The organism is Lutibacter sp. HS1-25, assembly GCF_004121075.1.
Classification (GTDB): domain Bacteria; phylum Bacteroidota; class Bacteroidia; order Flavobacteriales; family Flavobacteriaceae; genus Lutibacter.
In genome coordinates, this window is the sequence record NZ_RHLN01000002.1 from 151,450 (window position 1) to 173,677 (window position 22,228).

Annotated in this window: 23 protein-coding genes; 14 read left to right on the forward strand and 9 right to left on the reverse strand. The window is 31.5% G+C overall.

The annotated features are described in order from the left end of the window. The first annotated feature begins 1 nt into the window (after window position 1). The 3 genes from nrfD to EC396_RS02135 all read left to right on the forward strand — a co-directional run bounded on the left by nrfD (window position 2) and on the right by EC396_RS02135 (window position 2,728). A complete protein-coding gene (gene nrfD, locus EC396_RS02125; protein WP_129365053.1) occupies window positions 2–1,339 on the forward strand; it encodes an NrfD/PsrC family molybdoenzyme membrane anchor subunit in 1,338 nt (445 codons plus the stop codon). 20 nt (window positions 1,340–1,359) lie between these two features. Beyond that, window positions 1,360–2,253, forward strand: coding sequence for a hypothetical protein (locus EC396_RS02130; RefSeq protein WP_129365054.1), 894 nt, complete (start codon window positions 1,360–1,362; stop codon window positions 2,251–2,253). A 73-nt stretch (window positions 2,254–2,326) separates the two neighbouring features. Continuing rightward, entirely contained in the window at window positions 2,327–2,728 is a 402-nt protein-coding gene (locus EC396_RS02135; RefSeq protein WP_240665619.1) for a c-type cytochrome, read from the forward strand. 56 nt (window positions 2,729–2,784) lie between these two features. Here the strand turns inward: EC396_RS02135 and hemN are convergent, their stop codons facing one another. The 7 genes from hemN to hemA all read right to left on the reverse strand — a co-directional run bounded on the left by hemN (window position 2,785) and on the right by hemA (window position 10,944). Continuing rightward, complete coding sequence (gene hemN, locus EC396_RS02140; protein ID WP_129365055.1) at window positions 2,785–4,143, reverse strand: oxygen-independent coproporphyrinogen III oxidase; 1,359 nt, start codon at window positions 4,141–4,143, stop codon at window positions 2,785–2,787. A gap of 66 nt (window positions 4,144–4,209) precedes the next feature. Continuing rightward, window positions 4,210–4,512 carry a four helix bundle protein gene (locus EC396_RS02145; protein WP_129365056.1) on the reverse strand — a complete coding sequence of 101 codons (303 nt, stop codon included), beginning with the start codon at window positions 4,510–4,512 and terminating at the stop codon, window positions 4,210–4,212. A 45-nt stretch (window positions 4,513–4,557) separates the two neighbouring features. Next, window positions 4,558–5,583, reverse strand: a complete 1,026-nt coding sequence (hemE, locus tag EC396_RS02150; RefSeq protein WP_129365057.1) for a uroporphyrinogen decarboxylase — start codon at window positions 5,581–5,583, stop codon at window positions 4,558–4,560. Between the two features lie 52 nt (window positions 5,584–5,635). Beyond that, the gene (gene hemL / locus EC396_RS02155; protein WP_129365058.1) at window positions 5,636–6,937 is read right to left on the reverse strand and encodes a glutamate-1-semialdehyde 2,1-aminomutase; all 1,302 of its coding nucleotides are present in this window, start codon (window positions 6,935–6,937) and stop codon (window positions 5,636–5,638) included. Between the two features lie 89 nt (window positions 6,938–7,026). After that, entirely contained in the window at window positions 7,027–7,992 is a 966-nt protein-coding gene (gene hemB, locus EC396_RS02160) for a porphobilinogen synthase (protein ID WP_129365086.1), read from the reverse strand. A gap of 89 nt (window positions 7,993–8,081) precedes the next feature. After that, window positions 8,082–9,689 carry a hydroxymethylbilane synthase gene (hemC, locus tag EC396_RS02165; RefSeq protein ID WP_129365059.1) on the reverse strand — a complete coding sequence of 536 codons (1,608 nt, stop codon included), beginning with the start codon at window positions 9,687–9,689 and terminating at the stop codon, window positions 8,082–8,084. Continuing rightward, a complete protein-coding gene (gene hemA / locus EC396_RS02170; protein WP_205757897.1) occupies window positions 9,682–10,944 on the reverse strand; it encodes a glutamyl-tRNA reductase in 1,263 nt (420 codons plus the stop codon). The genes hemC and hemA overlap by 8 nt, the downstream gene beginning before the upstream one ends. Before the next feature lie 276 nt (window positions 10,945–11,220). Here hemA and EC396_RS02175 point away from each other — a divergent pair, with 276 nt between their 5' ends. From EC396_RS02175 to EC396_RS02185, 3 genes are read left to right on the forward strand one after another with little or no spacing between them, the layout of a single operon-like run. Next, window positions 11,221–12,114, forward strand: a complete 894-nt coding sequence (locus EC396_RS02175) for an AraC family transcriptional regulator (protein ID WP_129365060.1) — start codon at window positions 11,221–11,223, stop codon at window positions 12,112–12,114. 4 nt (window positions 12,115–12,118) lie between these two features. Further along, window positions 12,119–13,135, forward strand: coding sequence for a ferrochelatase (gene hemH / locus EC396_RS02180; RefSeq protein WP_129365061.1), 1,017 nt, complete (start codon window positions 12,119–12,121; stop codon window positions 13,133–13,135). An 8-nt stretch (window positions 13,136–13,143) separates the two neighbouring features. Then, a complete protein-coding gene (locus EC396_RS02185; RefSeq protein WP_129365062.1) occupies window positions 13,144–13,692 on the forward strand; it encodes a CopD family protein in 549 nt (182 codons plus the stop codon). A gap of 17 nt (window positions 13,693–13,709) precedes the next feature. On the opposite strand, the gene EC396_RS02190 is transcribed toward EC396_RS02185, so the two are convergent. Both EC396_RS02190 and recR read right to left on the reverse strand, forming a co-directional pair. Then, complete coding sequence (locus tag EC396_RS02190) at window positions 13,710–14,870, reverse strand: glycosyltransferase family 2 protein (RefSeq protein ID WP_240665620.1); 1,161 nt, start codon at window positions 14,868–14,870, stop codon at window positions 13,710–13,712. A gap of 29 nt (window positions 14,871–14,899) precedes the next feature. Then, on the reverse strand, window positions 14,900–15,511 hold the full coding sequence (gene recR, locus EC396_RS02195) for a recombination mediator RecR (RefSeq protein ID WP_129365063.1): 612 nt from the start codon (window positions 15,509–15,511) through the stop codon (window positions 14,900–14,902). 74 nt (window positions 15,512–15,585) lie between these two features. Here recR and EC396_RS02200 point away from each other — a divergent pair, with 74 nt between their 5' ends. The 8 genes from EC396_RS02200 (at window position 15,586) to EC396_RS02235 (ending at window position 22,159) form a co-directional block, all read left to right on the forward strand. Then, window positions 15,586–17,043: a sodium:solute symporter gene (locus EC396_RS02200; RefSeq protein WP_129365064.1), complete on the forward strand. Its 1,458-nt coding sequence runs from the start codon at window positions 15,586–15,588 to the stop codon at window positions 17,041–17,043. Window positions 17,044–17,090: 47 nt separating this feature from the next. Beyond that, window positions 17,091–17,738 (forward strand): pyridoxamine 5'-phosphate oxidase, encoded by a 648-nt coding sequence (gene pdxH, locus EC396_RS02205; protein ID WP_129365065.1) that lies wholly within the window; start codon window positions 17,091–17,093, stop codon window positions 17,736–17,738. Between the two features lie 32 nt (window positions 17,739–17,770). After that, window positions 17,771–18,259 (forward strand): histidine phosphatase family protein, encoded by a 489-nt coding sequence (locus EC396_RS02210; RefSeq protein WP_129365066.1) that lies wholly within the window; start codon window positions 17,771–17,773, stop codon window positions 18,257–18,259. Next, on the forward strand, window positions 18,260–19,174 hold the full coding sequence (locus EC396_RS02215) for a Ppx/GppA phosphatase family protein (RefSeq protein WP_129365067.1): 915 nt from the start codon (window positions 18,260–18,262) through the stop codon (window positions 19,172–19,174). It abuts the gene before it with no gap. A 319-nt stretch (window positions 19,175–19,493) separates the two neighbouring features. Beyond that, window positions 19,494–19,724: a 4Fe-4S binding protein gene (locus tag EC396_RS02220; protein WP_129365068.1), complete on the forward strand. Its 231-nt coding sequence runs from the start codon at window positions 19,494–19,496 to the stop codon at window positions 19,722–19,724. A 21-nt stretch (window positions 19,725–19,745) separates the two neighbouring features. Continuing rightward, window positions 19,746–20,825: a 3-methyl-2-oxobutanoate dehydrogenase subunit VorB gene (locus tag EC396_RS02225; RefSeq protein ID WP_205757898.1), complete on the forward strand. Its 1,080-nt coding sequence runs from the start codon at window positions 19,746–19,748 to the stop codon at window positions 20,823–20,825. After that, a complete protein-coding gene (locus EC396_RS02230) occupies window positions 20,825–21,598 on the forward strand; it encodes a thiamine pyrophosphate-dependent enzyme (RefSeq protein ID WP_129365069.1) in 774 nt (257 codons plus the stop codon). The genes EC396_RS02225 and EC396_RS02230 overlap by 1 nt, the downstream gene beginning before the upstream one ends. Window positions 21,599–21,604: 6 nt before the next feature. Beyond that, window positions 21,605–22,159, forward strand: coding sequence for a 2-oxoacid:acceptor oxidoreductase family protein (locus EC396_RS02235; RefSeq protein WP_129365070.1), 555 nt, complete (start codon window positions 21,605–21,607; stop codon window positions 22,157–22,159). Window positions 22,160–22,228 lie beyond the last annotated feature (69 nt).

Below are 22,228 nucleotides of genomic sequence, written 5' to 3' on the forward strand. Positions count from 1 at the left end.
TATGAACTTAAAAAATAGAAAAAGAGAATTGGTTAAAGAATTTTCTCCAATGCTCGAAAATTGGAGCTTGGGATCCAAAATATGGATTGGATTTTTAATTGCCATTATACTTGTTGGTATTTATGCTTTTATTTTACAATTTGTAAAAGGGCATATTGTAACTGGTATGCGCGACAATGTTGTTTGGGGAGTCTATATTATCAACTTCATCTTTTTTGTTGGTATTAGTTACTCAGGTGCTTTTATTTCAGGAATTTTACACTTTTTTAAAACACCTTGGAAAAATTCTGTTTCAAGAATTGTTGAATTAATTACAGTACTTTCACTATTAATTGGACCTGTTTTTATATTATTATGTATTGGTCGATTAGACAGGTTACATTATTTATTTTTATACCCTCGAATTCAATCACCAATTACTTGGGACATTATTGCAATTATGACAGATTTGGTAGGTTGCTTTATTTATCTATACTTAACTTTTATTCCTGATTTTGCAATTTTAAGAGATAACAGCGATTTAAAAATTGCTAACTGGAGAAAAAAATTATATAAAACACTAGCAATCAACTATCAAGACACACCAAGTCAACGAGAAAGATTACATAAAATTACAAGAACAATGTCTGCTATGATTATTGCTATGGCAATTGTAGCTTACACTGTATTGGCTTGGATTTTTAGTTTAACACTTCAACCTGGTTGGAATAGTACAATTTTTGCACCTTATTTTATAATTGCCGGTTTATACTCTGGTGTTGGTTTTATTATTATTTGCATGTATCTTATTCGAAAATATTTTAAATTAGAAAAATACATCCGTAAAATTCACTTTATAGCTGCAGGTATTATTTTATTAGTAATGTCATTGCTTTTTGGATATTTTACTTTTAGCGAATACTTTCCAAAATGGTTCAGTCATAAAACCAATGACGGAGAATTATTAAAAACTTTATTTAGTAGTTATTTTTGGCAATTTATTTTTGCAAACTATATTGGTGTTTTGGTACCAATTGTAATTTTATTTTTCAAAAAATTTAGAACAATTAAATCCATCACTTTTGCTGCAATTATTGCCGTTTTAGGATTGTGGCTTAACCGATATTTAATTGTAATTCCAACCTTAGAAACACCATATATGCCAATTCAAGACTCAAGAATTGAGTTTATTCACTATTCTGCGACTTGGGTTGAGTGGTCACTAACTTTCACTGGAATTGCCGCTTTTTGTTTGTTATTTACCTTATTAATAAAATTTGTACCAATCATTCCAATGTCTGGAATTATTGATTACGAGAGAGAAAATAGCAAAAAGAAACAACCATCAGTAACTGAGTAAAAACAGCAAAATTAGAAATTATGAAAAGTTATACATACAATTACTCCTTTTTTACATATTTACTAGTTGCTTTGCTGTGCTTTAACTTAAGTATGGCCCAAGAAAGCGATGTTACAAATTATAAAATGCGCTTTGCTTTTAAAACAGTAAAAAAAGCTGATAATACTAGATTATTAGAAGTAAAATTTATTGGTCAACATAAAAAAGACAGAAAAGATTTAGTGCCAATTTTTGAAGCAGAAATAAACTTTTACAATATATTAAATGATGAAGAAATTTTATTAGGTACTTCAAAAACTTCAGAAGAAGGAATTGCTCAATTAATACTTCCTGAAAATCAAAAATATCTTTTTGATGAAGATGGTGCAATTAACTTAACTGCGCGTTTTAATGGTAGTGAAACCATAGATGAACAAGAAGAATCATTAACTATAAAAGACATTCAAATTACATTAGATTTAAAAGAAATTGATAGTGTAAAAACTGTTTTTGCAAAAGTTTTTACCATTGATAGTTTAGGAAATGAAAATCCTGTTGATGAAGCTGAAATGATCTTTTTTGTACAAGGAATGTTATCTAAGTTAAAAATTCAAGAAGGCGAAATTAGTGACGGTGAGTTTGAATTTGAATTCCCAACCGACATACCTGGAGATGCTGATGGTGACGTAACAATTATTGCTTCTATTGAAGATAGTGATGAATTTGGAAATGCAGTTCAACAACAAACTATAAAATGGGGAAGCCATGTAATAGAACCTGTTACAAAAGTTAAAAACACTTTATGGTCTGAAGCAGCACCACTTTGGATGTATATCGTTTTAACCTTTTTACTAGTTGGTGTTTGGGCAAATTATGTCTATACAATTACTAACTTATTTAAAATTAAAAAAGAAGGAAAAAAAATACAAACTTAAAACATAGCAAATAAAGTTGTTTGGTACTGTTTTTGGTATTAAATTAGTAAATATAAATTTAAATATGATAAAAATGAAAACAATAAAAATTTTAATGACCATTGGGGTAGTTAGCTTTGCGCTATTTTCTTTTACAAAGTTTGCACAAGAAGAATGGGTTGTTCCTGCAAAATATAAAAATATGAAAAACCCAACTGAAGCAAGCGCAGATAATATTGCTGATGGAAAAGTTTTATACGCTAAACATTGTGCTTCTTGTCACGGTAAAAAAGGTTTAGGAGATGGAACAAAAGCTAATGAAGTAGATGGAGATTTAGGAGATTTTTCTTCAAAAGAATTTCAAACTCAAACAGATGGTGCATTATTTTACAAAAGCTACTTTGGAAGAGATGATATGCCTAACTTTGAAAAGAAAATACCAGATCAAGATGATATGTGGTATGTTGTTAGCTACATGAGAACTTTAAAAAATTAACAGCTCATAAAAAAGCCGAACAATTTGTTCGGCTTTTTTATTATTATTTTTAAGATTTAAATCGTCATTGAGAAAATTCTAATATCTGGCTGATTTTCAACCAATCTTAAATCAAATGCCATACAAATATTACGCACAAACATTCTTCCCTCCTCTTTAACTACAATTTTATTTTCAGAAACTTCAATCAATCCGTCTTCAATAATTTCACTTAAACGGCTTATAATTTCATTTTTAGTTTCAACGTTTAAACCAACATTCCATTCCGTTTCCAAATTACACATTAAATTTAAAATGTGTTTTCTAATAACCAAATCTTTATCTGTTAATAGATGCCCTCTAAAAATAGGTATAATTCCTGCATTTACTTTTTCTGTATACGTATCAACATCTTTTTCATTTTGAGCAAACGCATACCATGAATCACTGATTGACGACATTCCCAAACCAATCATCAACTCGGTTTTACCTGCCGTATAGCCCATAAAATTTCTATGTAGCTTTTTAGCTTCCATTGCTTTATGCAAAGAATCTGAAGGTAATGCAAAATGATCCATACCAACTTCAACATAACCATTGTCAAAAAACAATTGTTTTCCAAGCTCATATAAATGACGCTTTTCACTATCTTTAGGTAAATCACTATCTTCAAATCCTCGTTGCCCAACGCCTTTTATCCAAGGCACATGAGCGTAACTATAATAAGCAATTCTATCGGGTTTTAAAGCAATCGTATTTTTTATGGTAGTCCTAATGCTTTCTTCTGTTTGAAAAGGCAATCCAAAAATTAAATCGTGACTAATAGATTCGTACCCTATTTTTTTAGATAAATCATGAACTTTTTTAACCTGTTCAAAACTTTGAACTCTATGAATGGCTTTTTGAACTTTAGGATCGTAATCTTGAATTCCAAAACTATTTCTTCTAGAACCCAAATCGTATAAAGTTTGTAATTGTAATTCTGACGTTAAATTTGGATGACTTTCAAAACTAAAATCAAAAGTTTCAAACTTATCGGCTCTTTTAAAAATACCATCAATTAGTTTTTTTAAATTTTCAGCAGAAAAAAAAGTTGGAGTTCCACCTCCTAAATGAATTTCTCTAATTTTTGGTCTTTCAACCAACAAATCACAATATAAATCCCATTCTTTTAAAACAGTTTCTACATAAGGCTGTTCAACCTCATGACGTTTGGTTATTTTTTTGTGACAGGCACAAAATGTACACAAACTTTCACAAAAAGGCAAATGAATATAAAGACTAATCCCCTCAATATCATTACTTTCGTCAAAAGATTTTTTAACTGTTTTTGTCCAATCTTCTAAAGCAATTCCTTCTTTATCCCAAAAAGGAACAGTTGGATAACTGGTATATCTAGGACCTGGAATATTGTATTTTTGAATTAGGTTTGTCATTAAGCTTTATGTTATATGTTAAAAGTTTTAAGTTTTAAGTTTTAAGTTTTACTTTCAAACTCTTAATTAAATTGTTGACTTTATTTTAGTTATTAACGAAGCTAACATTCTTTTTATTTGATCAATTTCGACAAGAATAGGATTTGCTTTATCTTGTGGAATTAAATTCAATTCACTTGAAATTAAAAATAAATAATCTAGCTCATGAGCTGATCCAGAAGAAATATACAAAAAACGAACTAATTCTTTTTGAGTCTCTCTACCACAACCTTCAGCAATATTAGTTGGTATAGATATAGAAGCGCTCTTTATTTGAGAAACTAAATTATGAGATTTTTGCCAAACTTTATAATTTTTATAATCTATCATGAAACATTTAAAACTTATTACTTAAAACTGTAAACTAATAACGCTCTAATATTTATACTCTTTTACAGCGTCAATAAATGCTTTGGCATTGTCTAAAGGAATGTTTGGTAAAATTCCGTGACCTAAATTTACAATGTATTTATCTTTTCCAAAATCGTCAATCATTTTTGTGACCATTTTTTTAATCTCTTTTGGTGGAGATAACAATCGGGCTGGATCAAAATTACCTTGCAAAGTAATTTTATCACCTGCCAATTTACGAGCCATTTGTGGCGTAATTGTCCAATCAACACCTAAAGCTGCTGCATTAGATTTTGACATATCTTCTAAAGCAAACCAACAACCTTTTCCAAAGGCAACAACCGGAGCTTCATCTTTTAATGCTTCAATAATTTGATTGATATATTTCCAAGAAAACTCCTGATAATCAACTGGAGAAAGCATTCCTCCCCAAGAATCAAATATCTGAACAGCATTAACACCTGCTTTAACTTTTTCTTTTAAGTATGCAATTGTAGTATCTGTAATTTTTTGAAGTAATGTATGTGCCAATTCAGGTTTTGTAAAACAAAATTCTTTAGCCAAATCAAATGTTTTTGAACCTTGACCTTGCACACAATAACATAAAATTGTCCACGGAGATCCAGCAAAACCAATCAAAGGAATGTCATCATTCAACATTTGCTTTGTGATTTTTATAGCATCCATTACATATTTAAGTTCAATTGTAACGTCTGGAACAACTACAGCTTCAACATCTGCCTGAGTACGCACAGGATTTGGCAACCAAGGCCCTACTCCGTTTTTCATTTCAACTTCAATATTCATAGCTTGCGGAATCACTAAAATATCTGAAAATAAAATAGCCGCATCCATACCAAATCTTCTAATTGGTTGCACCGTTATTTCAGAAGCCAATTCAGGAGTTCTACAACGTGTAAAAAAATCGTAATTATCTCTAATTGCAATAAATTCAGGTAAATATCTTCCTGCTTGACGCATCATCCATACAGGTGGACGCTCTACTGTTTCGCCTTTTAAGGCTCTTAAATATAAATCGTTTTTGATCATTTTTTTAGTTATTGGTTGTTAGTTGTTGGCTTTTGGTTCTTATACTTAAAACTTACAACTTAACACTTTTATCCGCTACTGCTTTCATTGCAATATTGATAGCTGAACGTACTTGATAAATATCTCTTTTTGTCATGGCTGTACCTAAAAACCAAGCTTCAAATTGTGATGGCGGCAAAAACACACCATTTTCCATCATTTTCCAAAAGAATATTTTAAATTTATCCGTATCACTTGTTTGTGCAGTTTTAAAATCTACTACTGGTGTTTTTGTAAAAAATGGATTGATCATAGAACCAAATCTGTTTACTTGTAAATCAACACCATTTTCTTTAGCAGCTGCCAACATCGTTCTTTCTATAAACGCTGCAGTTTTTTCAAAATCTTTGTACGGATTTTGTCTTTTTAATTCTTTTAATGTTGCAATTCCACAAGACATTGCGATAGGATTACCAGACAAAGTACCTGCCTGATACATTGGACCTAAAGGCGCTACCATTTCCATAATTTCATTTCTAGCTCCGTAAGCACCTACTGGAAAACCTCCACCTATTACTTTTCCTAAACAAGTAATATCTGCCTGAATGCCCAATAATTCTTGAGCCCCACCAAATTTTGAACGAAAACCTGTCATTACCTCATCGGCAATTAAAAGTACGCCACAAGCTTTGGTTAAATCTCTTAATTCTTCAATAAATTCTTGCGTAGGCAATACAACACCCATATTACCAGCAATTGGCTCAATAATTACTGCCGCAACATCATCATTTTTTGCCAAATGTTTTTCAACACTGTCAATATTATTATACTCTGCAATTAAGGTATTTTTTACTGCTTCATCAGGCACACCAGCACTTCCTGGCAAACTTAAAGTTGCCAATCCAGAACCTGCAGCAACCAATAAAGCATCTGAATGACCGTGGTAACAACCTGCAAATTTTATAATTTTATTTTTTCCTGTAAAAGCGCGCGCCAAACGAATAGCACTTAACACAGCTTCTGTTCCTGAATTTACAAAACGAACTTTATCCATTCCTGGAAAAGCTTCACAAACAATTTCAGCTAAAATAATTTCACCTTTGGTAGATGCACCAAAAGTGTAACCATTTTTCATGTATTTTTTTACAGTTTTTTCTACAACACTGTTTCTGTGACCTAAAATCATTGGTCCGTAAGACAGTACCATATCAACATATTCGTTACCATCAACATCAAAAATTTTACTTCCTTTAGCTCTATCAATAAAAATAGGTACACCACCAACAGATTTAAATGCTCTAACTGGTGAATTTACAGCTCCAACAAGATGTTTTTTACCTTTTGTATATAATTCAATTGATTTTTCTAATTTCATTTTTTTAATATTTTTTTGATGATTGAGCTTTGTAAAATCTTATCACTTCAACACTACATAGTGACCTATTTTTACCCGACTCAAAAATTTTATTTTTTCAACAATAATTTAGCTACATCTTTGGCAAAATAGGTAATAATAATGTCGGCACCTGCTCTTTTCATTGAAAGCAAACTTTCCATCATTACACGATCTCCATCAATCCAACCCTTTTCAGCCGCTGCTTTTATCATTGCATATTCACCACTTACATTGTAACATGCAATTGGTCTGTCAAAATTATTTTTTAAATCTCTTATAATATCTAAATAAGCCAAGGCTGGTTTTACCATCAAAATATCAGCTCCTTCTTGATCGTCAAAAGTTGCTTCACGCATACCTTCATCGCGATTTGCTGGATCCATTTGATACGTTCTTCTGTCTCCAAAAGTTGGCGCAGAATCTGCAGCATCTCTAAATGGGCCATAAAATGCTGAAGAATATTTTACAGCATACGACATAATTGGCAAGTTTGGAAAACCTGTATTGTCTAGTGCTTCACGAATGGTTGCAATCATTCCGTCCATCATTCCTGAAGGCGCCACCATATCAACACCTGCTTTTGCGTGTGAAATTACTTGTTTTGCAATATTTGGAAGTGTGGCATCATTGTCAACATCATTATCGTGGATAATTCCACAGTGTCCGTGACTTGTATATTCACAAAAACAAACATCTGTAATTACATATAAACTTGGGTAATTTTTTTTGATGAAACGAACTGCTTGCTGCATAATTCCGTTATCATTCCAAGTTTCAGAACCTTTTTCATCTTTTTTTGAAGGAATACCAAACAACAAAACAGCTGGAATATCTAAGGCTACAACCTCATCTAATTCTGTTGAAATTCTATCTAATGAAAAACGCTTAATTCCGGGCATTGAAACAATTTCTGTTTCAATATTTGTTCCTTCTTCAATAAACAAAGGATAAATTAAATCGTCTGTAGAAATTTTATTTTCTCTAACTAAACGACGAATATTTTCGGTTTTACGTAAACGTCTGGTTCTATTTATCATTTTATTTCTTTTTTACTTGGCCACGTTCAGTAACCGATACATTTGTAATTATTGAATCTTGTGCTTCGACTAAGCTCAGCAACCAATTAAATTTCTTCTTCTGTACTTTTAGTAAAATACTCATTTACCGCATCCAACACACTCTCAACGGTTGAAACTTTTGAAACTATTACTTTTTCAAAATGTTTTCTTGCTTCAGCAGCTGTTGTTTCTCCAATACAAAATGCAACGCTATCAAAAGTTGAATTGTCTTTTAAATAACTTTCTATGCCTGTTGGACTATAAAACAAAATACCATTGTATTTTTCTTCAATTTTACGAGGTGTTAATGACGTTTGATAACATTCAACTTCATTTACAACTACATTATTTTGAGCTAAAATAGTAGGCAATTCGTCTCTTCTCTTATTTCCACAGAAAAAAGTAACCGACGTATCTTTTAAATTTTTGGCTAAATAATCAGCTAATTTCTCAGCACTATTTTCACTTTGCTTTACTTTACCTATTCTTTTTTCAATCAGTTTTTTTGTTCTTCTACCAACACAATAAATATTGGTAAAATCCAACTCATTAGCATCAAAATTACTCAAAAGAGCTTCAACAGCATTTTGACTAGTAAACAATGCGTTTTCAATATTTTTTCTGACAACAATTGGTTTTAAGCGATTGTTTCTAATGGTAATAAAATCACTACTTACAGCTCCAATTTTTGAATCTAAACTGTTGGTTTGCGCCAATGAAAGACTTTTTGTTGAATAAATTAGCGTTGATTTTTCACCTTCGCTTTGTAAAGATCGCATTAAGTTTTTACCGCCTCGATCTAAAATATATTTAGCACCATATTCACCTAAATCCCAAGCATTATCTACAGGTACTGTTTTTGAAAACTCCATTTTATTTGATCCATCAGGACTAAATAAAACACCTTTAAATTTAACTTCTTCTTTAATTATCAATGCCAACGCACCAATTGGTGCTGTACATCCACCTTCTAATACACGTAAAAAATCACGTTCAATTTTAACACATTTTGCAGTGTCTTCGTGATTAATTTGTTTTACATACTCCAACAATTCCAAATCGCTGTCTAAAGCCGCAACCATCACAGCTCCTTGTGCTGGTGCAGGAACCATCCAATCTAAAATTAAATGCTCTTCTTGTGGTGGTAATAATTTTAATCTTTTCAATCCTATTTTAGCAAAAATAGCACCGTTCCAATCGTTCTCCTCCAATTTTCGCATACGCGAATTTACATTACCACGCAACCCTACAATGGTATGATTTGGGTAACGGTATAACCATTGCGCCTTGCGTCTTAAACTTCCGGTGGCAATAACCGCATTTTTATCTGCAAAGAAATCTTCTCCATCTTTCAAAATTAAGACATCATTAAAATCTCCTCTTTTTATAACAGCTGCTTGTACAATGCCTTTAGGTAATTTTGTAGGTACATCTTTAAATGAATGCACCGCAATATCAATTTCACCATTTAATAAGGCAACATCTAAATTTTTAGTAAAAACACCGGTAACACCCAGTTCATACAAAGGTTTGTCTAAAACAACATCACCTATTGAATCTATTTTAACAATTTCGGTTTTACAGCCAAAATGCTCTAATTGTTGCGCCACAGTATTAGCTTGCCACATCGCTAAATCACTAGAGCGCGTACCAATTCTTATAATTTTATCCATTCTGTAATTCCGTAATTTCTGTATTAAATATTTTGCAAATCACATCGATACTTTGATCTGCTGAAGTATCGTTATCTTTTAAGTGTTTTACAAATTGTGTAGTAATTTTTTGAATCATTCTGTTGGTTACAAACTCGGCTTGTTCAACATTAAAATCCTTAATTTTTTTTGAATGAAATGCAATTTCATCCTGTTGTATTATTTGAAGTGATTCTTTTAATGCATTAACCGCTGGTACAAACTTACGATGCGATAGCCAATCATTAAATTCCGACTTATATTTTCCAATTATAGCTTCTGCTTTTGGAATTTCACTTTTTCTAACTTCAATCGTTTTGTCTGTTATTTTTGAAAGTTCATCAACATTAATCAAAGTAATACCTTCAATTTCTTTTACAGCTACATCAACATTTTCAGGCATTGATAAATCTAAAATCAACAATTCCTGCCCTGGTTTTAGATGCTCTTTTGTTACCGTTGGAACACTTGCTCCTGTGGAAACAATTAAAATATCTGTATTTTGAATATGTGATGTTAAATTATCGAACTCACCTACTTTAACTTCTGGATGAAGTTCTACAAAACTCAAAGCAGTTTCTAAAGTTCTATTAACAAGTGTTATTTGTTTGTTAGAAGTGTAGTTCAACACATTTTTACACGTGTTTTTACCAATTTCACCCAAACCATAAATCAATATTTTTTTATCAGCGTGGTTTTCAATATTTTCAACAATGTATTGAATTGCCGCATACGCAACTGATGTAGTACCGGAGCTTAATTTTGTATGATTTTTCACATCTTTACTTGCCTGTAAAACCAAATTCATTACACGCTCAATATAGGCATTTGTAGTTCCTGCTTTTTTTGCTTGCTTGTAAGCTTCTTTTAGCTGAGCCACAATTTCATAATCTCCTAAAATCTGACTTTCTAAACCTGTTCCAATATTAAACAAATGCCTTACTGCATCGTTGTTTTTATAAACATTTGAAACATTTATAAAATCTTCAACACTTCCATTAGAGTATTTAATGATTAAGCTAATTAGTTCGAAAGGATGTTTTGCAAAACCGGTAATTTCAGTTCTGTTACAGGTAGAAAGCACAAAAACGCCATCTATTCCACTGGCTTTGGCTTCTTTCAATAATAACTTTTGATTCTCTTTAGTTATACTAAACGCGCCGCGCATTTTAACATCCGCTTTCTTATAACTTAGGCCTACGTTGTAAAATTTAGTAGGCATGGCTTCGTGGTTCATAAAATTAATATTACCTATAAGTATCGTCAAAAGTACAAAGATATCATTTGTTAAAACATCGTTAAAAGTACTAATATTGTCGTTATAAGTTACACAGTCTAATTTAGAAACATTCTAAATTAGGTAATAACAACATTTTAACTCTTAATTATCAGCAAAATAAAGGCGCTACAAATATGATAATTATCATTTTAGTTAGTTTCAACTTTGATTTTATATTGGAAATTTTATTGTACTTTTGTAGTAATTGTTAGTACAAACTAAGCAAAATACCATATGAAAACCTCTTTGGAAAATTATAAAAATATCGACAAAAGCACTCATTGTATTTTTACAGAACAAGACACTTTTAAAGTATTACAATTCAACAACTTATTAGATCAAAATGAACTTTTTAAAATTAAATTAGAAAACAATTACATACAATTATTTTTTTGCAGCAACAAACAATGTACCGTTGCTTTTAATATGGAACATTGTGCTATAAACCTGCAATCGGGAGGTTCTAGCATGGTCTATTTTAAGGATGAAGAAATGAATGTTCTGTTTAATTTACCACCTGATTGTGAATTGATTGTAGTTCTAATTTCTATTGAGTATTTTCATTCTTTGTTTTCAATTGAAGGTAATTTTTTATTCAACTTTAGCAGCTTTAAAACTGGAAAACCTATTATTGAACCAAAAGAAATTAGTTCAACCATAAAACTTATTTTAAGTCAGCTTACTTTTGAACGATCTCCAAAATCTTTGAGATCAATATATATCAAAGGAAAAGTTTTTGAATTACTAAGTTACTATTTTGACAATTCTAATACTTCTGAAAACGAATCGTGTCCATTTATAGCAAACGAAGAAACTATAAGCAAAATTAAACACGCCAAAGAATTGATAATTAGAGACATAAACAACCCACCATCACTACCCGACTTAGCTAAAGATGTGGGATTAAATATCAAAAAATTAAAAACTGACTTTAAAGAGTTTTATGGCGTACCAGTTTTTACATTTTTATTGAATTACAAAATGGAGCTGTCTAAAAAATTACTACTCGAAAAACAACTTAATGTAAATGAAATTGCATTACATTTAGGCTACAGCGCATCGAGTCATTTTATCGCAGCTTTTAAACGAAAATTCGGAATTACACCAAAACAATTTGCAAAATCGTAAATAAATGAAGGGAGCATTATTAGTTAACTTAGGATCACCAAATAGCACATCGGTTAAAGATGTCAAAAATTATTTAGATGAATTTTTAATGGATAAGCGTGTTATTGACATTCCTTATCTTATTCGTGCTTTTGTTGTAAAGGGCATTATTTTAAATACCAGACCTAAAAAATCGGCTGAAGCCTATAAAAAAATATGGTGGGAAGAAGGTTCGCCACTAATTGTACTTTCTGAAAGATTGCACAAAAAAGTTGCTGCAAAATCAAACATTCCTGTTGAATTGGCAATGCGTTACGGAAACCCTTCAATAGAAAGTGGAATTAAAAAATTAGCAAATCAAGGAGTTACAGAAATATATTTGATTCCTCTTTACCCTCAATTTGCAATGGCTACTACTGAAACCATTGTGGTATTGGCCAATAAAATTGTAAAAAAACAATATCCAAATATAAAAATAACAGATGTTCCTGCTTTTTATAATCAACCAGATTATATTGAAGTTTTAAGCAATAGCATCCAAAAACATTTAGACGAAAACAAACCTGATCACTTATTGTTTTCGTACCACGGGGTTCCTGAAAGGCATATTAAAAAAAGTGACATTACAAAATCACATTGTAAAATTGACGGCAGTTGTTGCAATACACCATCACCCGCTCACGAATTTTGTTACCGCCACCAATGTTACGAAACCACTAAATTGGTTGCTAAAAATCTAAATTTAAAAGAAGGCTTTTACAGCACCTCTTTTCAAAGTAGATTGGGTAGAGATCCTTGGCTGCAGCCTTATACCGACAAAACAATTGACGATTTTGCTCAAAATGGTGTCAAAAATTTAGCAGTAGCAACACCTGCTTTTGTATCAGATTGTTTAGAAACTTTGGAAGAAATTGGTATGGAAGCAAACCATTCGTTTAAAGAAAATGGTGGTGATTTTTTTTCGACCATCCCTTGTTTAAACGACAATGTAGAATGGGCTCAAACACTTACAAACTGGATAAATGCCTGGGCTTCTAAATAATTTAATTGATGGAATATTTATATTTAAAAGCACTTCATATTATTTTTATAACAACCTGGTTTGCAGGATTGTTTTATATAATTAGATTGTTTATTTATTACAAAGAAGCTGAAGAAAAACCCACATTAGAAAAAGAAATTTTAACCAAACAATACCATTTAATGATCAAACGTTTGTGGTATATTATTACGTGGCCATCGGCTGTTTTAGCTACTATATTTGCTGTTTGGCTACTTGTTTTACAACCAAGTTGGTTACAAATGGGTTGGATGCAAATAAAACTTGGCTTTGTAGCTTCCTTATTTGCTTACCACTGGTCTTGCCAAATTCTTTACAATCAAATTGAAAAAGGTCATTTAAAATTTTCATCGTTTGCTTTGCGAATTTGGAACGAAGTTGCCACTATTATTCTATTTTCCTGTGTATTTTTAGTTGTTTTAAAAAGTACGTTCGATTGGATTTTTGGTGTAGTTGGAATTGTAGGTGTCTCAATTTTATTGATGCTTGGCGTAAAACTGTACAAAAAAATTAGAACTAAAAACAGCTGGGATAAATAGCCTATGCTTTTAAAACTTTAATCCAAAATTTCAACTTTACCTCTTTTAACAGCGCAATTACTGCCAATTAAAAAATTGGTGCTTTTGGGTCTAATTTTAAAAACAGTATTTTCGTTTTTAAGTGCTTCTAGCGTTTGTATTATTTTTTTATTTGAAATTGTATTATTATCTAAAACCACACCTTCAACTTTGTTTGATTTTATAGTGCTTTTAATTTGAGTGAAATCAGCAGCTAAATCATTATTGATTAATGTATAATTTTCGTTCAAATAATCAACAACCTGCTTATCTTCACCTAAATACAATATTTTATCAATTTGGCGATTTGACTCTTTTTGACGAACAAAATTGAGAAATTTCATAAAAAACCAAAGTTCAATTCCAATGCCCATTACAAAATCGTAAATCGGATTTAGTTTGAAATGTTTTCTATAAAATATTTTCATAGCGCCATGAAAGTGCCTTAGATATTTAATGTCTTTTTTGGTGCTTTCACCTTTATAATGAATAACCTGCGTATTGGCGTAATAATAGTTTTTATAGCCTTTTTTAAGTACTTTATAGCTTAAATCTATATCTTCTCCGTACATAAAATAAGCTTCATCAAAACCTTCAACCTCAAGATAAATTGCTTTTTTTAACAACATAAAAGCACCTACCAAAATAGCTACTTCACCGGTTTCATTTTGGTTTAAATTGGTAGCATAATATTTACCTGCTTGTTTACTTGAAAAACCAAAAAGTTTGTTGAATGATACTTTTGGAGTAGGAATTCCACGTTTACTTTCGGGTAAAAAGTTTCCAGATCCATCAATTAGTTTGACTCCTAAAATTCCTAAGTTTTGCTTTGATTTTGCAAATCCTAAAATTAAACTCAAAGTATCTTCAGCAATAACCGTATCTGGATTTAAAATCAAAACATAAGCTCCTTTTGCTATTGCAACACCTTGATTATTGGCTTTTGAAAAACCTGTATTTTCTTTATTAAGTATCAGTTTTAAATCAGCGTATTTTTGTTGCAACATTTCACAACTTCCGTCGGTAGAATTATTATCAACCACAATAATTTCAACAGACAAACCTTTAGAAGCACTTTGTACACTTAATATGCATTGCTCTAAAAAATACTTTACATTGTAATTTACTATTACAACCGAAATGTCTATTAAATTATTCAAACAGCTACTTTAAAAAAATTAATTCCAATTTACAACGAGTTTTCAAACGGAATTCTATTCAAAATACTTCTACCTAAAGTAATTTCATCAGCATATTCAAGTTCATCACCAACAGCAATACCACGGGCAATTGTTGATGTTTTTATGTGATATTTTTCTAATTGTTTAAAAATATAAAAATTAGTTGTATCACCTTCAATAGTTGAACTTAATGCAAAAATAACCTCTTTAATTATACCTGATTTCACCTTTTCAACCAAACTTTCAATGGTTAAATTATGAGGTCCAACACCTTCAATAGGAGAAATCTTTCCACCTAAAACGTGATAAAGCCCTTTAAATTGTGCAGTATTTTCAATCGCCATTACATCACGTACATCTTCAACTACACAAATAATCTCCGAATTACGAGATGGTGTTGCGCAAATCTCACAAATTTCAACATCTGAAATATTATGACATTGTTTACATAATTTTATTTCATCAACCAATTTCACCAACGAATTTGCCAATTGATGGGTTTGGGAAGCTGGTTGTTTTAACAAATGTAACACCAATCGCAAGGCAGTTCTCTTACCAATTCCGGGTAATTGAGAAACCTCATTTACAGCATTTTCTAAAAGTTTCGACGAAAAATTCATTCGGCAAATGTACAATTTGGAAACGATATTCTCAATATTTTTAGTTTCTTTGTCTAACTAAACTCAACCAATAAATGAAACCTATTTACATTTTATCTCTTATTGCAATTTATTTTTGTTTGCTCATATTTATTGCATACTTAACAGGGAAAAACGACAACAACGAAACCTTTTTTAAAGCCAACAAAAAATCGCCTTGGTACGTTGTTGCTTTTGGTATGATAGGCGCATCATTATCTGGAGTCACTTTTATTTCGGTGCCTGGCTGGGTACAAAGCGCACAGTTTAGTTATATGCAAGTAGTTTTTGGTTATTTGGCTGGTTATTTGGCAATTGCTTATGTATTGATACCTATTTATTACCATTTAAAAGTCACTTCAATTTACGAATATTTAAAACACCGTTTTGGACCTACATCACATAAAACAGGGTTTGCTTTCTTTTTTATATCAAGAGTTTTAGGTGCTTCCTTTCGCTTATTTTTAGTAGCTTCTGTATTGCAATATTTTATTTTTGATGCTTGGAATGTGCCTTTTGAAGTAACTGTAATACTCTCTATTTTGTTAATTTGGATTTACACTTTTAAAGGTGGTATTAAAACCATTGTTTGGACAGATACATTACAAACATTTTTTATGCTGTTTGCTGTTATAGCAACTATTTTTATTATTTTAAACAAATTAGATTTAACCGTTACAACACTTTTTGCTTCGGAAGAATTTAAAATTTACAACAAAATCTGGTTTTTTAATGATGCTAATAGTTCTAAATATTTTTTAAAATCATTTTTTGGAGGTATGTTTATTGCTATTGCTATGACTGGGCTTGACCAAGATATGATGCAAAAAAATCTTACTTGTAAAAACACCAAAGAAGCACAGTGGAATGTCATTTCGCTAGGTGCGGTACTTATTTTTGTAAACTTTATATTTTTAACCTTAGGCGCATTGCTTTTTATGTATGCCAATAAATTTGGAATTGCAACTCCAATTGTTGATGGAGCAGTTAAAACGGACTTACTATTTCCCGAAATTGCCTTAAACGGTCACTTAGGTATTACCATTGGAATTGTATTTATTTTAGGTTTAATTGCAGCAGCATATTCTAGCGCAGACAGTGCCTTAACAGCCTTAACCACATCGTATTGTGTTGATTTTTTAGACATTGAAAACAAACCTTTAGAAAAACAAACAGCCATTAGAAAAAGAACTCACATTGCAATTTCCATACTACTGGTAGTTGTAATTGTAATTTTTAAACACTTACTGCAAGACAATGTTATAAGCAGTTTATTACAAGTTGCATCTTTTACTTACGGTCCCCTTTTGGGCTTGTTTGCTTTTGGTATTTTCACAAAAACTTCAGTAAAAGACAAATTTGTTTGGATAATAGCAGTAGTTGCTGTTATTTTAACCTACTTTTTAAATAGTTTTTCAACACAAATTTTTAATGGCTATCAATTTGGCTACGAATTGTTAATAGTAAATGGCTTTATTACTTTTATAGGGCTATACATTATAAAAAATAAATAATTACATTAGTTTAAAGTAAAATACATAAAACATTATAATTTTGCCTTATGGATAATGATTTGAGCAATTATAGAAAAACCTATCAAAAAAGCGAGCTTTCTGAAAATGAAATTTCTGACAATCCGTTAGAGTTATTTCAAAAATGGTTTTTTGAAGTTGAAGAATTTGGCAGTGATATTGAAGCCAATGCCATGACAATTTCTACCATTGGAAAAGATGGTTTCCCTAAAAACAGGGTAGTTTTACTTAAAAAATATACTTGGGAAGGTTTTATATTTTACACCAATTATAACAGCGAAAAAGGAAAAGCTATTGAAGCAAATCCAAATGTTTGCTTGTCGTTTTTTTGGCACAATATCGAACGGCAAGTAATCATAAAAGGACAAGCCGAAAAAATCGCTGAAAATTTATCTGATGGCTATTTTGAAAGCAGACCAGACGGAAGTAAACTAGGCGCATGGGCTTCAAATCAAAGCGAAATAGTACCTTCTAGAGCTTTTTTAGACCAAAGTTTAAAAACTTTTGAAGAACAATTTGAAAACAAAGAAATTACACGTCCAAAACATTGGGGAGGCTATATAGTTAAACCTCAAAGCATTGAGTTTTGGCAAGGTAGACCAAATAGAATGCACGACCGAATTAGATATACATTACAAGAAGACTATAATTGGAAAATTGACCGATTAGCTCCATAATTTTTTTATATTTGATAACGAACAAATAGTACATGAAGACACTTTATATTGTTAGACACGCAAAATCCTCTTGGGAATACGAAGGAATTAAAGATATTGACAGACCTTTAAATAGAAGAGGAATTAATGACGCCTATTTAATTTCAAATGTGTTGCATAAAAAAATTGCAACACCCGATGTTTTTGTGTTGAGTTGCGCCAATAGAGCACTACATACTGGTATGATTTTTAGTTACACTTTTAACTACCCACTTTCAAACTTAAAAATTAGCAAATCACTGTATAATTTTAGCGACGGTTATTTGATAAAAACCGTTAAAGCTTTGGATGATGGATTTGACTCTGCCATTATTTTTAGTCATGACCATGGTATAAGCGACTTTGTAAACAAATTTGGAAGCATTCAATTAGAAAAAGTACCAACCTGCGGAGTGGTTGGCATAAAATTTAACACCAATCACTGGAAAGATATTAAAAATGGCAATACATTTTTAACAGAATTTCCAAAAAACTATAAATAAATGAACCTCAAAAAAAGCCCTTCATTAAAAATTGAAAAAATTGCAGGAATTGACATTGGCTCAAACGCTGTGCGTTTATTGGTTGCAAATGTTATAACTGAAAACGGTTCACCTGCTCGTTTTTCAAAATCAGCTTTAGTAAGGGTACCTATTCGTTTAGGTGCAGATTCATTTATCAAAGGTGAAATTTCTGAAGAAAACAAAAACAGAATGATAAAAGCGATGAAAGCTTTTAAACTTTTGATGAGTGTTCACGGAGTTTCTAAATCTTATGCCTGTGCAACTTCTGCAATGAGAGATGCTTCAAATGGCGTAGCTGTTGCTCAAGAAATATATGAAAAATCTGCTGTAAAAATCAATATTATTGATGGTAAAAAAGAAGCTGCCATTATTTTTTCAACCGATTTATCGACACTTATTGAAAAAACAAAATCTTATTTATATGTTGATGTAGGTGGTGGTAGTACTGAAATTACTATTTTTTCTAAAGGAAAAATCATCAATTCTAAATCTTTTAAAATTGGAACTGTACGTTTGCTAAACAAACAAAAATCTTTTCAACATGTTTGGCATAGTATGGAAATTTGGATTAAAGAAAATGCTAAAAACCTAAAAAACATACATTTAATTGGTTCGGGCGGAAACATTAACAAGCTTTTTAAAATGTCTGGAAAAGCTGTAGGAGCACCTTTATCTTTAGCACATATCGAAACTCAATTTCAATTTTTAAAACAACTTACCTACGAACAACGTATTCAACAACTGGATTTAAATCCAGATAGAGCCGACGTAATTATACCTGCAACCAAAATTTATTTAAACGCTATGAAATGGAGTGGTGCAAAAAAAGTATATGTTCCTAAAATTGGATTGGCCGATGGTATTGTAAAAAGTTTGTACAACGGACAATTATAATTAAAACTGAAAATTAGATATTCTTATTTTTTTATCTAATTTTCAACATTTTTTTAAACACATTAAGCAATTTTTTTTTGCTACTTATTTCACAATTAAATAATTGCCAATATTTTACATCAAAAAAAAATAAAGAAAGCTAAAACCCATCAAATTGCATTCTTATTTCTTTGCATCTTTCCTAATTCTAATCTTAAAATTGATTATACCACAAAATAATCTTCACAAATTGATATAAATCATTGTTATTTTAATAAAAATGGGGTAAATTTGAGAATACCAAAATTAGAAGATCTAAATCTTCTCAAAATTTATTAAAATGGCAAAAGTTAAAGGAGCAATAGTTGTTGATTCAGAGACATGTAAAGGATGCGAAGTTTGTATTCCTGTTTGTCCTGAAAATGTAATTGGAATGACTACTGACGTCAACCGAAAAGGTTACCACTACGCTTATATGAAAAACCCTGAAGCCTGCACTGGCTGTACCAATTGCGGTATTGTTTGTCCAGATAGAGCAATTTCTGTGTACAGAGTTAAAGTTTCAGCATAACACTTAAACATTCATAAAAAAATGTCCGAATTAAAATTAATGAAAGGTAACGAAGCCTTGGCTGAAGCTGCAATTAGAGCTGGTGTTGATGCTTATTTTGGTTATCCTATTACTCCGCAATCTGAAGTTATTGAATATTTAATGTACGAACAACCTGAAAAAAGAACAGGTATGGTTGTATTACAAGCCGAAAGTGAGATTGCAGCTATCAATATGGTTTATGGAGCTGCAAGTACAGGAAAACGAGTCTTAACTTCTTCCTCTAGCCCTGGTATTTCATTAAAACTAGAGGGTATTTCGTATATCGCTGGTGCTGAATTACCCGCTGTAATTGTAAATGTTGTTAGAGGTGGGCCAGGTTTAGGAACTATTCAACCTTCTCAAGCCGATTATTTTCAATCTGTAAAAGGTGGTGGTCATGGCGATTACAAATTGTATGTACTTGCTCCTGCATCGGTTCAAGAAATGGCAGATTTTGTTGAAGATGCCTTTGATATTGCTTTTAAATACAGAGCCCCTGTTTTAATTCTTTCTGATGGATTGATTGGTCAAATGATGGAAAAAGTGACTTTGAAACCTCAAAAAGAAAGAATGAGCAACCAAGAATTGATTGAAAAATATGGTAGCTGGGCTGTAACCGGAAAAACAAACAGACAGCGCAATATTATAACTTCTCTTGATTTACAATCGGAAAAAATGGAAGCTAGAGTGCACAGGTTAATGGCCAAGTATGCACAAATGGAAAAAGAAGATTTACGTTTTGAAAAAATAGCTTGTGATGATGCTGAGTATTTAATTGTTGCCTACGGATCAAGCGCTCGTATTGCTCAAAAAACAGTCGAATTAGCTCGAGAAAAAGGTATTAAAGTTGGTTTATTAAGACCAATAACCTTATTCCCTTTTCCTAAAAAACAACTTTTTGAATTGGCAGACCAAGTAAAAGGAATTTTAAGCGTTGAGCTAAATGCTGGTCAAATGATTGAAGATGTACAAATAGCCACTCAATTTAAAGTTCCCGTTGAACATTTTGGAAGAACTGGAGGAATTATTCATACCCCTGAAGAAATATTAGAAGCGTTGGAGCAAAAATTTATAAAATAATGGAAATAGCAGATATCATAAAACCTGAAAATAAAGTCTTTTGTAAAACAGCATTAATGACAGACACACCATTGTCTTATTGTCCTGGTTGCGGTCATGGCACAGCTCACAACCTAACTATGGAGGTAATTGATGAATTGGGTATTGTTGAAGAAACCATTGGAGTTGCTCCTGTTGGTTGTTCTGTATTGGCTTACGACTTTATGAATATTGACATTACCCAAGCGGCACACGGTCGAGCTCCTGCTGTTGCAACAGCCATAGCAAGATGTTGGCCAGATAAATATGTTTTTACTTACCAAGGTGACGGCGATTTAGCGGCCATTGGTACTGCTGAAACAATTCACGCTTGCAATAGAGGTGAAAATATTGTTATCATATTTGTTAATAATGGTATTTATGGTATGACTGGTGGTCAAATGGCGCCAACAACTTTAGAAGGAATGATTTCATCAACATCGCCTTATGGTAGAGAAATAAGTTCGATGGGATCACCTATAAAAATGACAGAGTTGGTTGCAAACCTTCCAGGTGTTTTTTATGCCACACGCCAAAGTGTGCACACACATAAACACGCTCGAAAAGCAAAAAAAGCAATTCAAAAGGCGTTTGAAAATACCCGATTAAAAAAAGGATTATCTTTTATTGAAATTGTTTCAAATTGTAATTCGGGTTGGAAAATGACACCAAATGAAGCCAATATCTGGATGGAAGAGCATATGTTTTCATACTTTCCATTAGGAGATATTAAAGTTGATGGAAAATTAAAATAACAAAAAATGACAGAAGAAATTATTATTGCAGGTTTTGGCGGACAAGGAGTACTTTCTATGGGGAAAATTTTAGCCTATTCAGGAATTATTCAAAATCAAGAAGTAAGTTGGATGCCTTCGTATGGACCTGAAATGCGTGGTGGAACAGCCAATGTAACTGTTATTTTAAGCGACCAACGTATTAGCTCGCCATATTTAAGAGTTTTTGATACCGCAATTATTTTGAATCAACAATCTATGGATAAGTTTGAGAATGAAGTAAAACCTGGCGGAATTTTAATTTACGATCCAAATGGAATTACACACCATCCAACCAGAACAGATATAGCTATTTACCAAATTAAAGGTACTGAATTGGCCCAGCAAATGGGAAATAAAAAAATATTTAATATGGTTGTTTTAGGTGGATATTTAAAAATTAAACCAATTATCAAATTAGAAAACGTTGTTGAAGGTTTAAAAAAATCTTTGTCTGAACGTTATCAAAATTTAATTCCACTTAACAAAGAAGCCATTATTAAAGGAATGGAACATGTTGAAAAGTATGAAGCTGTTTATTAATATTGTAACTTCAACAATAATTATTAACAGTATAGCTATTTAAAGTTGTATACCATTTGAAACAACTTA

What these genes read in the sequence shown, in the direction of transcription:
- pdxH (WP_129365065.1), top strand. Translation starts at nt 17,091, where the DNA reads ATGGATAATGATTTGAGCAATTATAGAAAAACCTATCAAAAAAGCGAG.
- hemN (WP_129365055.1), bottom strand. Translation starts at nt 4,143, where the DNA reads ATGACAAACCTAATTCAAAAATACAATATTCCAGGTCCTAGATATACC.
- EC396_RS02220 (WP_129365068.1), top strand. Translation starts at nt 19,494, where the DNA reads ATGGCAAAAGTTAAAGGAGCAATAGTTGTTGATTCAGAGACATGTAAA.
- EC396_RS02145 (WP_129365056.1), bottom strand. Translation starts at nt 4,512, where the DNA reads ATGATAGATTATAAAAATTATAAAGTTTGGCAAAAATCTCATAATTTA.
- hemH (WP_129365061.1), top strand. Translation starts at nt 12,119, where the DNA reads ATGAAGGGAGCATTATTAGTTAACTTAGGATCACCAAATAGCACATCG.
- EC396_RS02175 (WP_129365060.1), top strand. Translation starts at nt 11,221, where the DNA reads ATGAAAACCTCTTTGGAAAATTATAAAAATATCGACAAAAGCACTCAT.
- EC396_RS02210 (WP_129365066.1), top strand. Translation starts at nt 17,771, where the DNA reads ATGAAGACACTTTATATTGTTAGACACGCAAAATCCTCTTGGGAATAC.
- EC396_RS02200 (WP_129365064.1), top strand. Translation starts at nt 15,586, where the DNA reads ATGAAACCTATTTACATTTTATCTCTTATTGCAATTTATTTTTGTTTG.
- EC396_RS02215 (WP_129365067.1), top strand. Translation starts at nt 18,260, where the DNA reads ATGAACCTCAAAAAAAGCCCTTCATTAAAAATTGAAAAAATTGCAGGA.
- hemL (WP_129365058.1), bottom strand. Translation starts at nt 6,937, where the DNA reads ATGAAATTAGAAAAATCAATTGAATTATATACAAAAGGTAAAAAACAT.
- EC396_RS02230 (WP_129365069.1), top strand. Translation starts at nt 20,825, where the DNA reads ATGGAAATAGCAGATATCATAAAACCTGAAAATAAAGTCTTTTGTAAA.
- EC396_RS02225 (WP_205757898.1), top strand. Translation starts at nt 19,746, where the DNA reads ATGTCCGAATTAAAATTAATGAAAGGTAACGAAGCCTTGGCTGAAGCT.
- recR (WP_129365063.1), bottom strand. Translation starts at nt 15,511, where the DNA reads ATGAATTTTTCGTCGAAACTTTTAGAAAATGCTGTAAATGAGGTTTCT.
- EC396_RS02130 (WP_129365054.1), top strand. Translation starts at nt 1,360, where the DNA reads ATGAAAAGTTATACATACAATTACTCCTTTTTTACATATTTACTAGTT.
- EC396_RS02185 (WP_129365062.1), top strand. Translation starts at nt 13,144, where the DNA reads ATGGAATATTTATATTTAAAAGCACTTCATATTATTTTTATAACAACC.
- hemE (WP_129365057.1), bottom strand. Translation starts at nt 5,583, where the DNA reads ATGATCAAAAACGATTTATATTTAAGAGCCTTAAAAGGCGAAACAGTA.
- EC396_RS02235 (WP_129365070.1), top strand. Translation starts at nt 21,605, where the DNA reads ATGACAGAAGAAATTATTATTGCAGGTTTTGGCGGACAAGGAGTACTT.
- EC396_RS02135 (WP_240665619.1), top strand. Translation starts at nt 2,327, where the DNA reads ATGAAAACAATAAAAATTTTAATGACCATTGGGGTAGTTAGCTTTGCG.
- nrfD (WP_129365053.1), top strand. Translation starts at nt 2, where the DNA reads ATGAACTTAAAAAATAGAAAAAGAGAATTGGTTAAAGAATTTTCTCCA.
- hemA (WP_205757897.1), bottom strand. Translation starts at nt 10,944, where the DNA reads ATGAACCACGAAGCCATGCCTACTAAATTTTACAACGTAGGCCTAAGT.
- hemC (WP_129365059.1), bottom strand. Translation starts at nt 9,689, where the DNA reads ATGGATAAAATTATAAGAATTGGTACGCGCTCTAGTGATTTAGCGATG.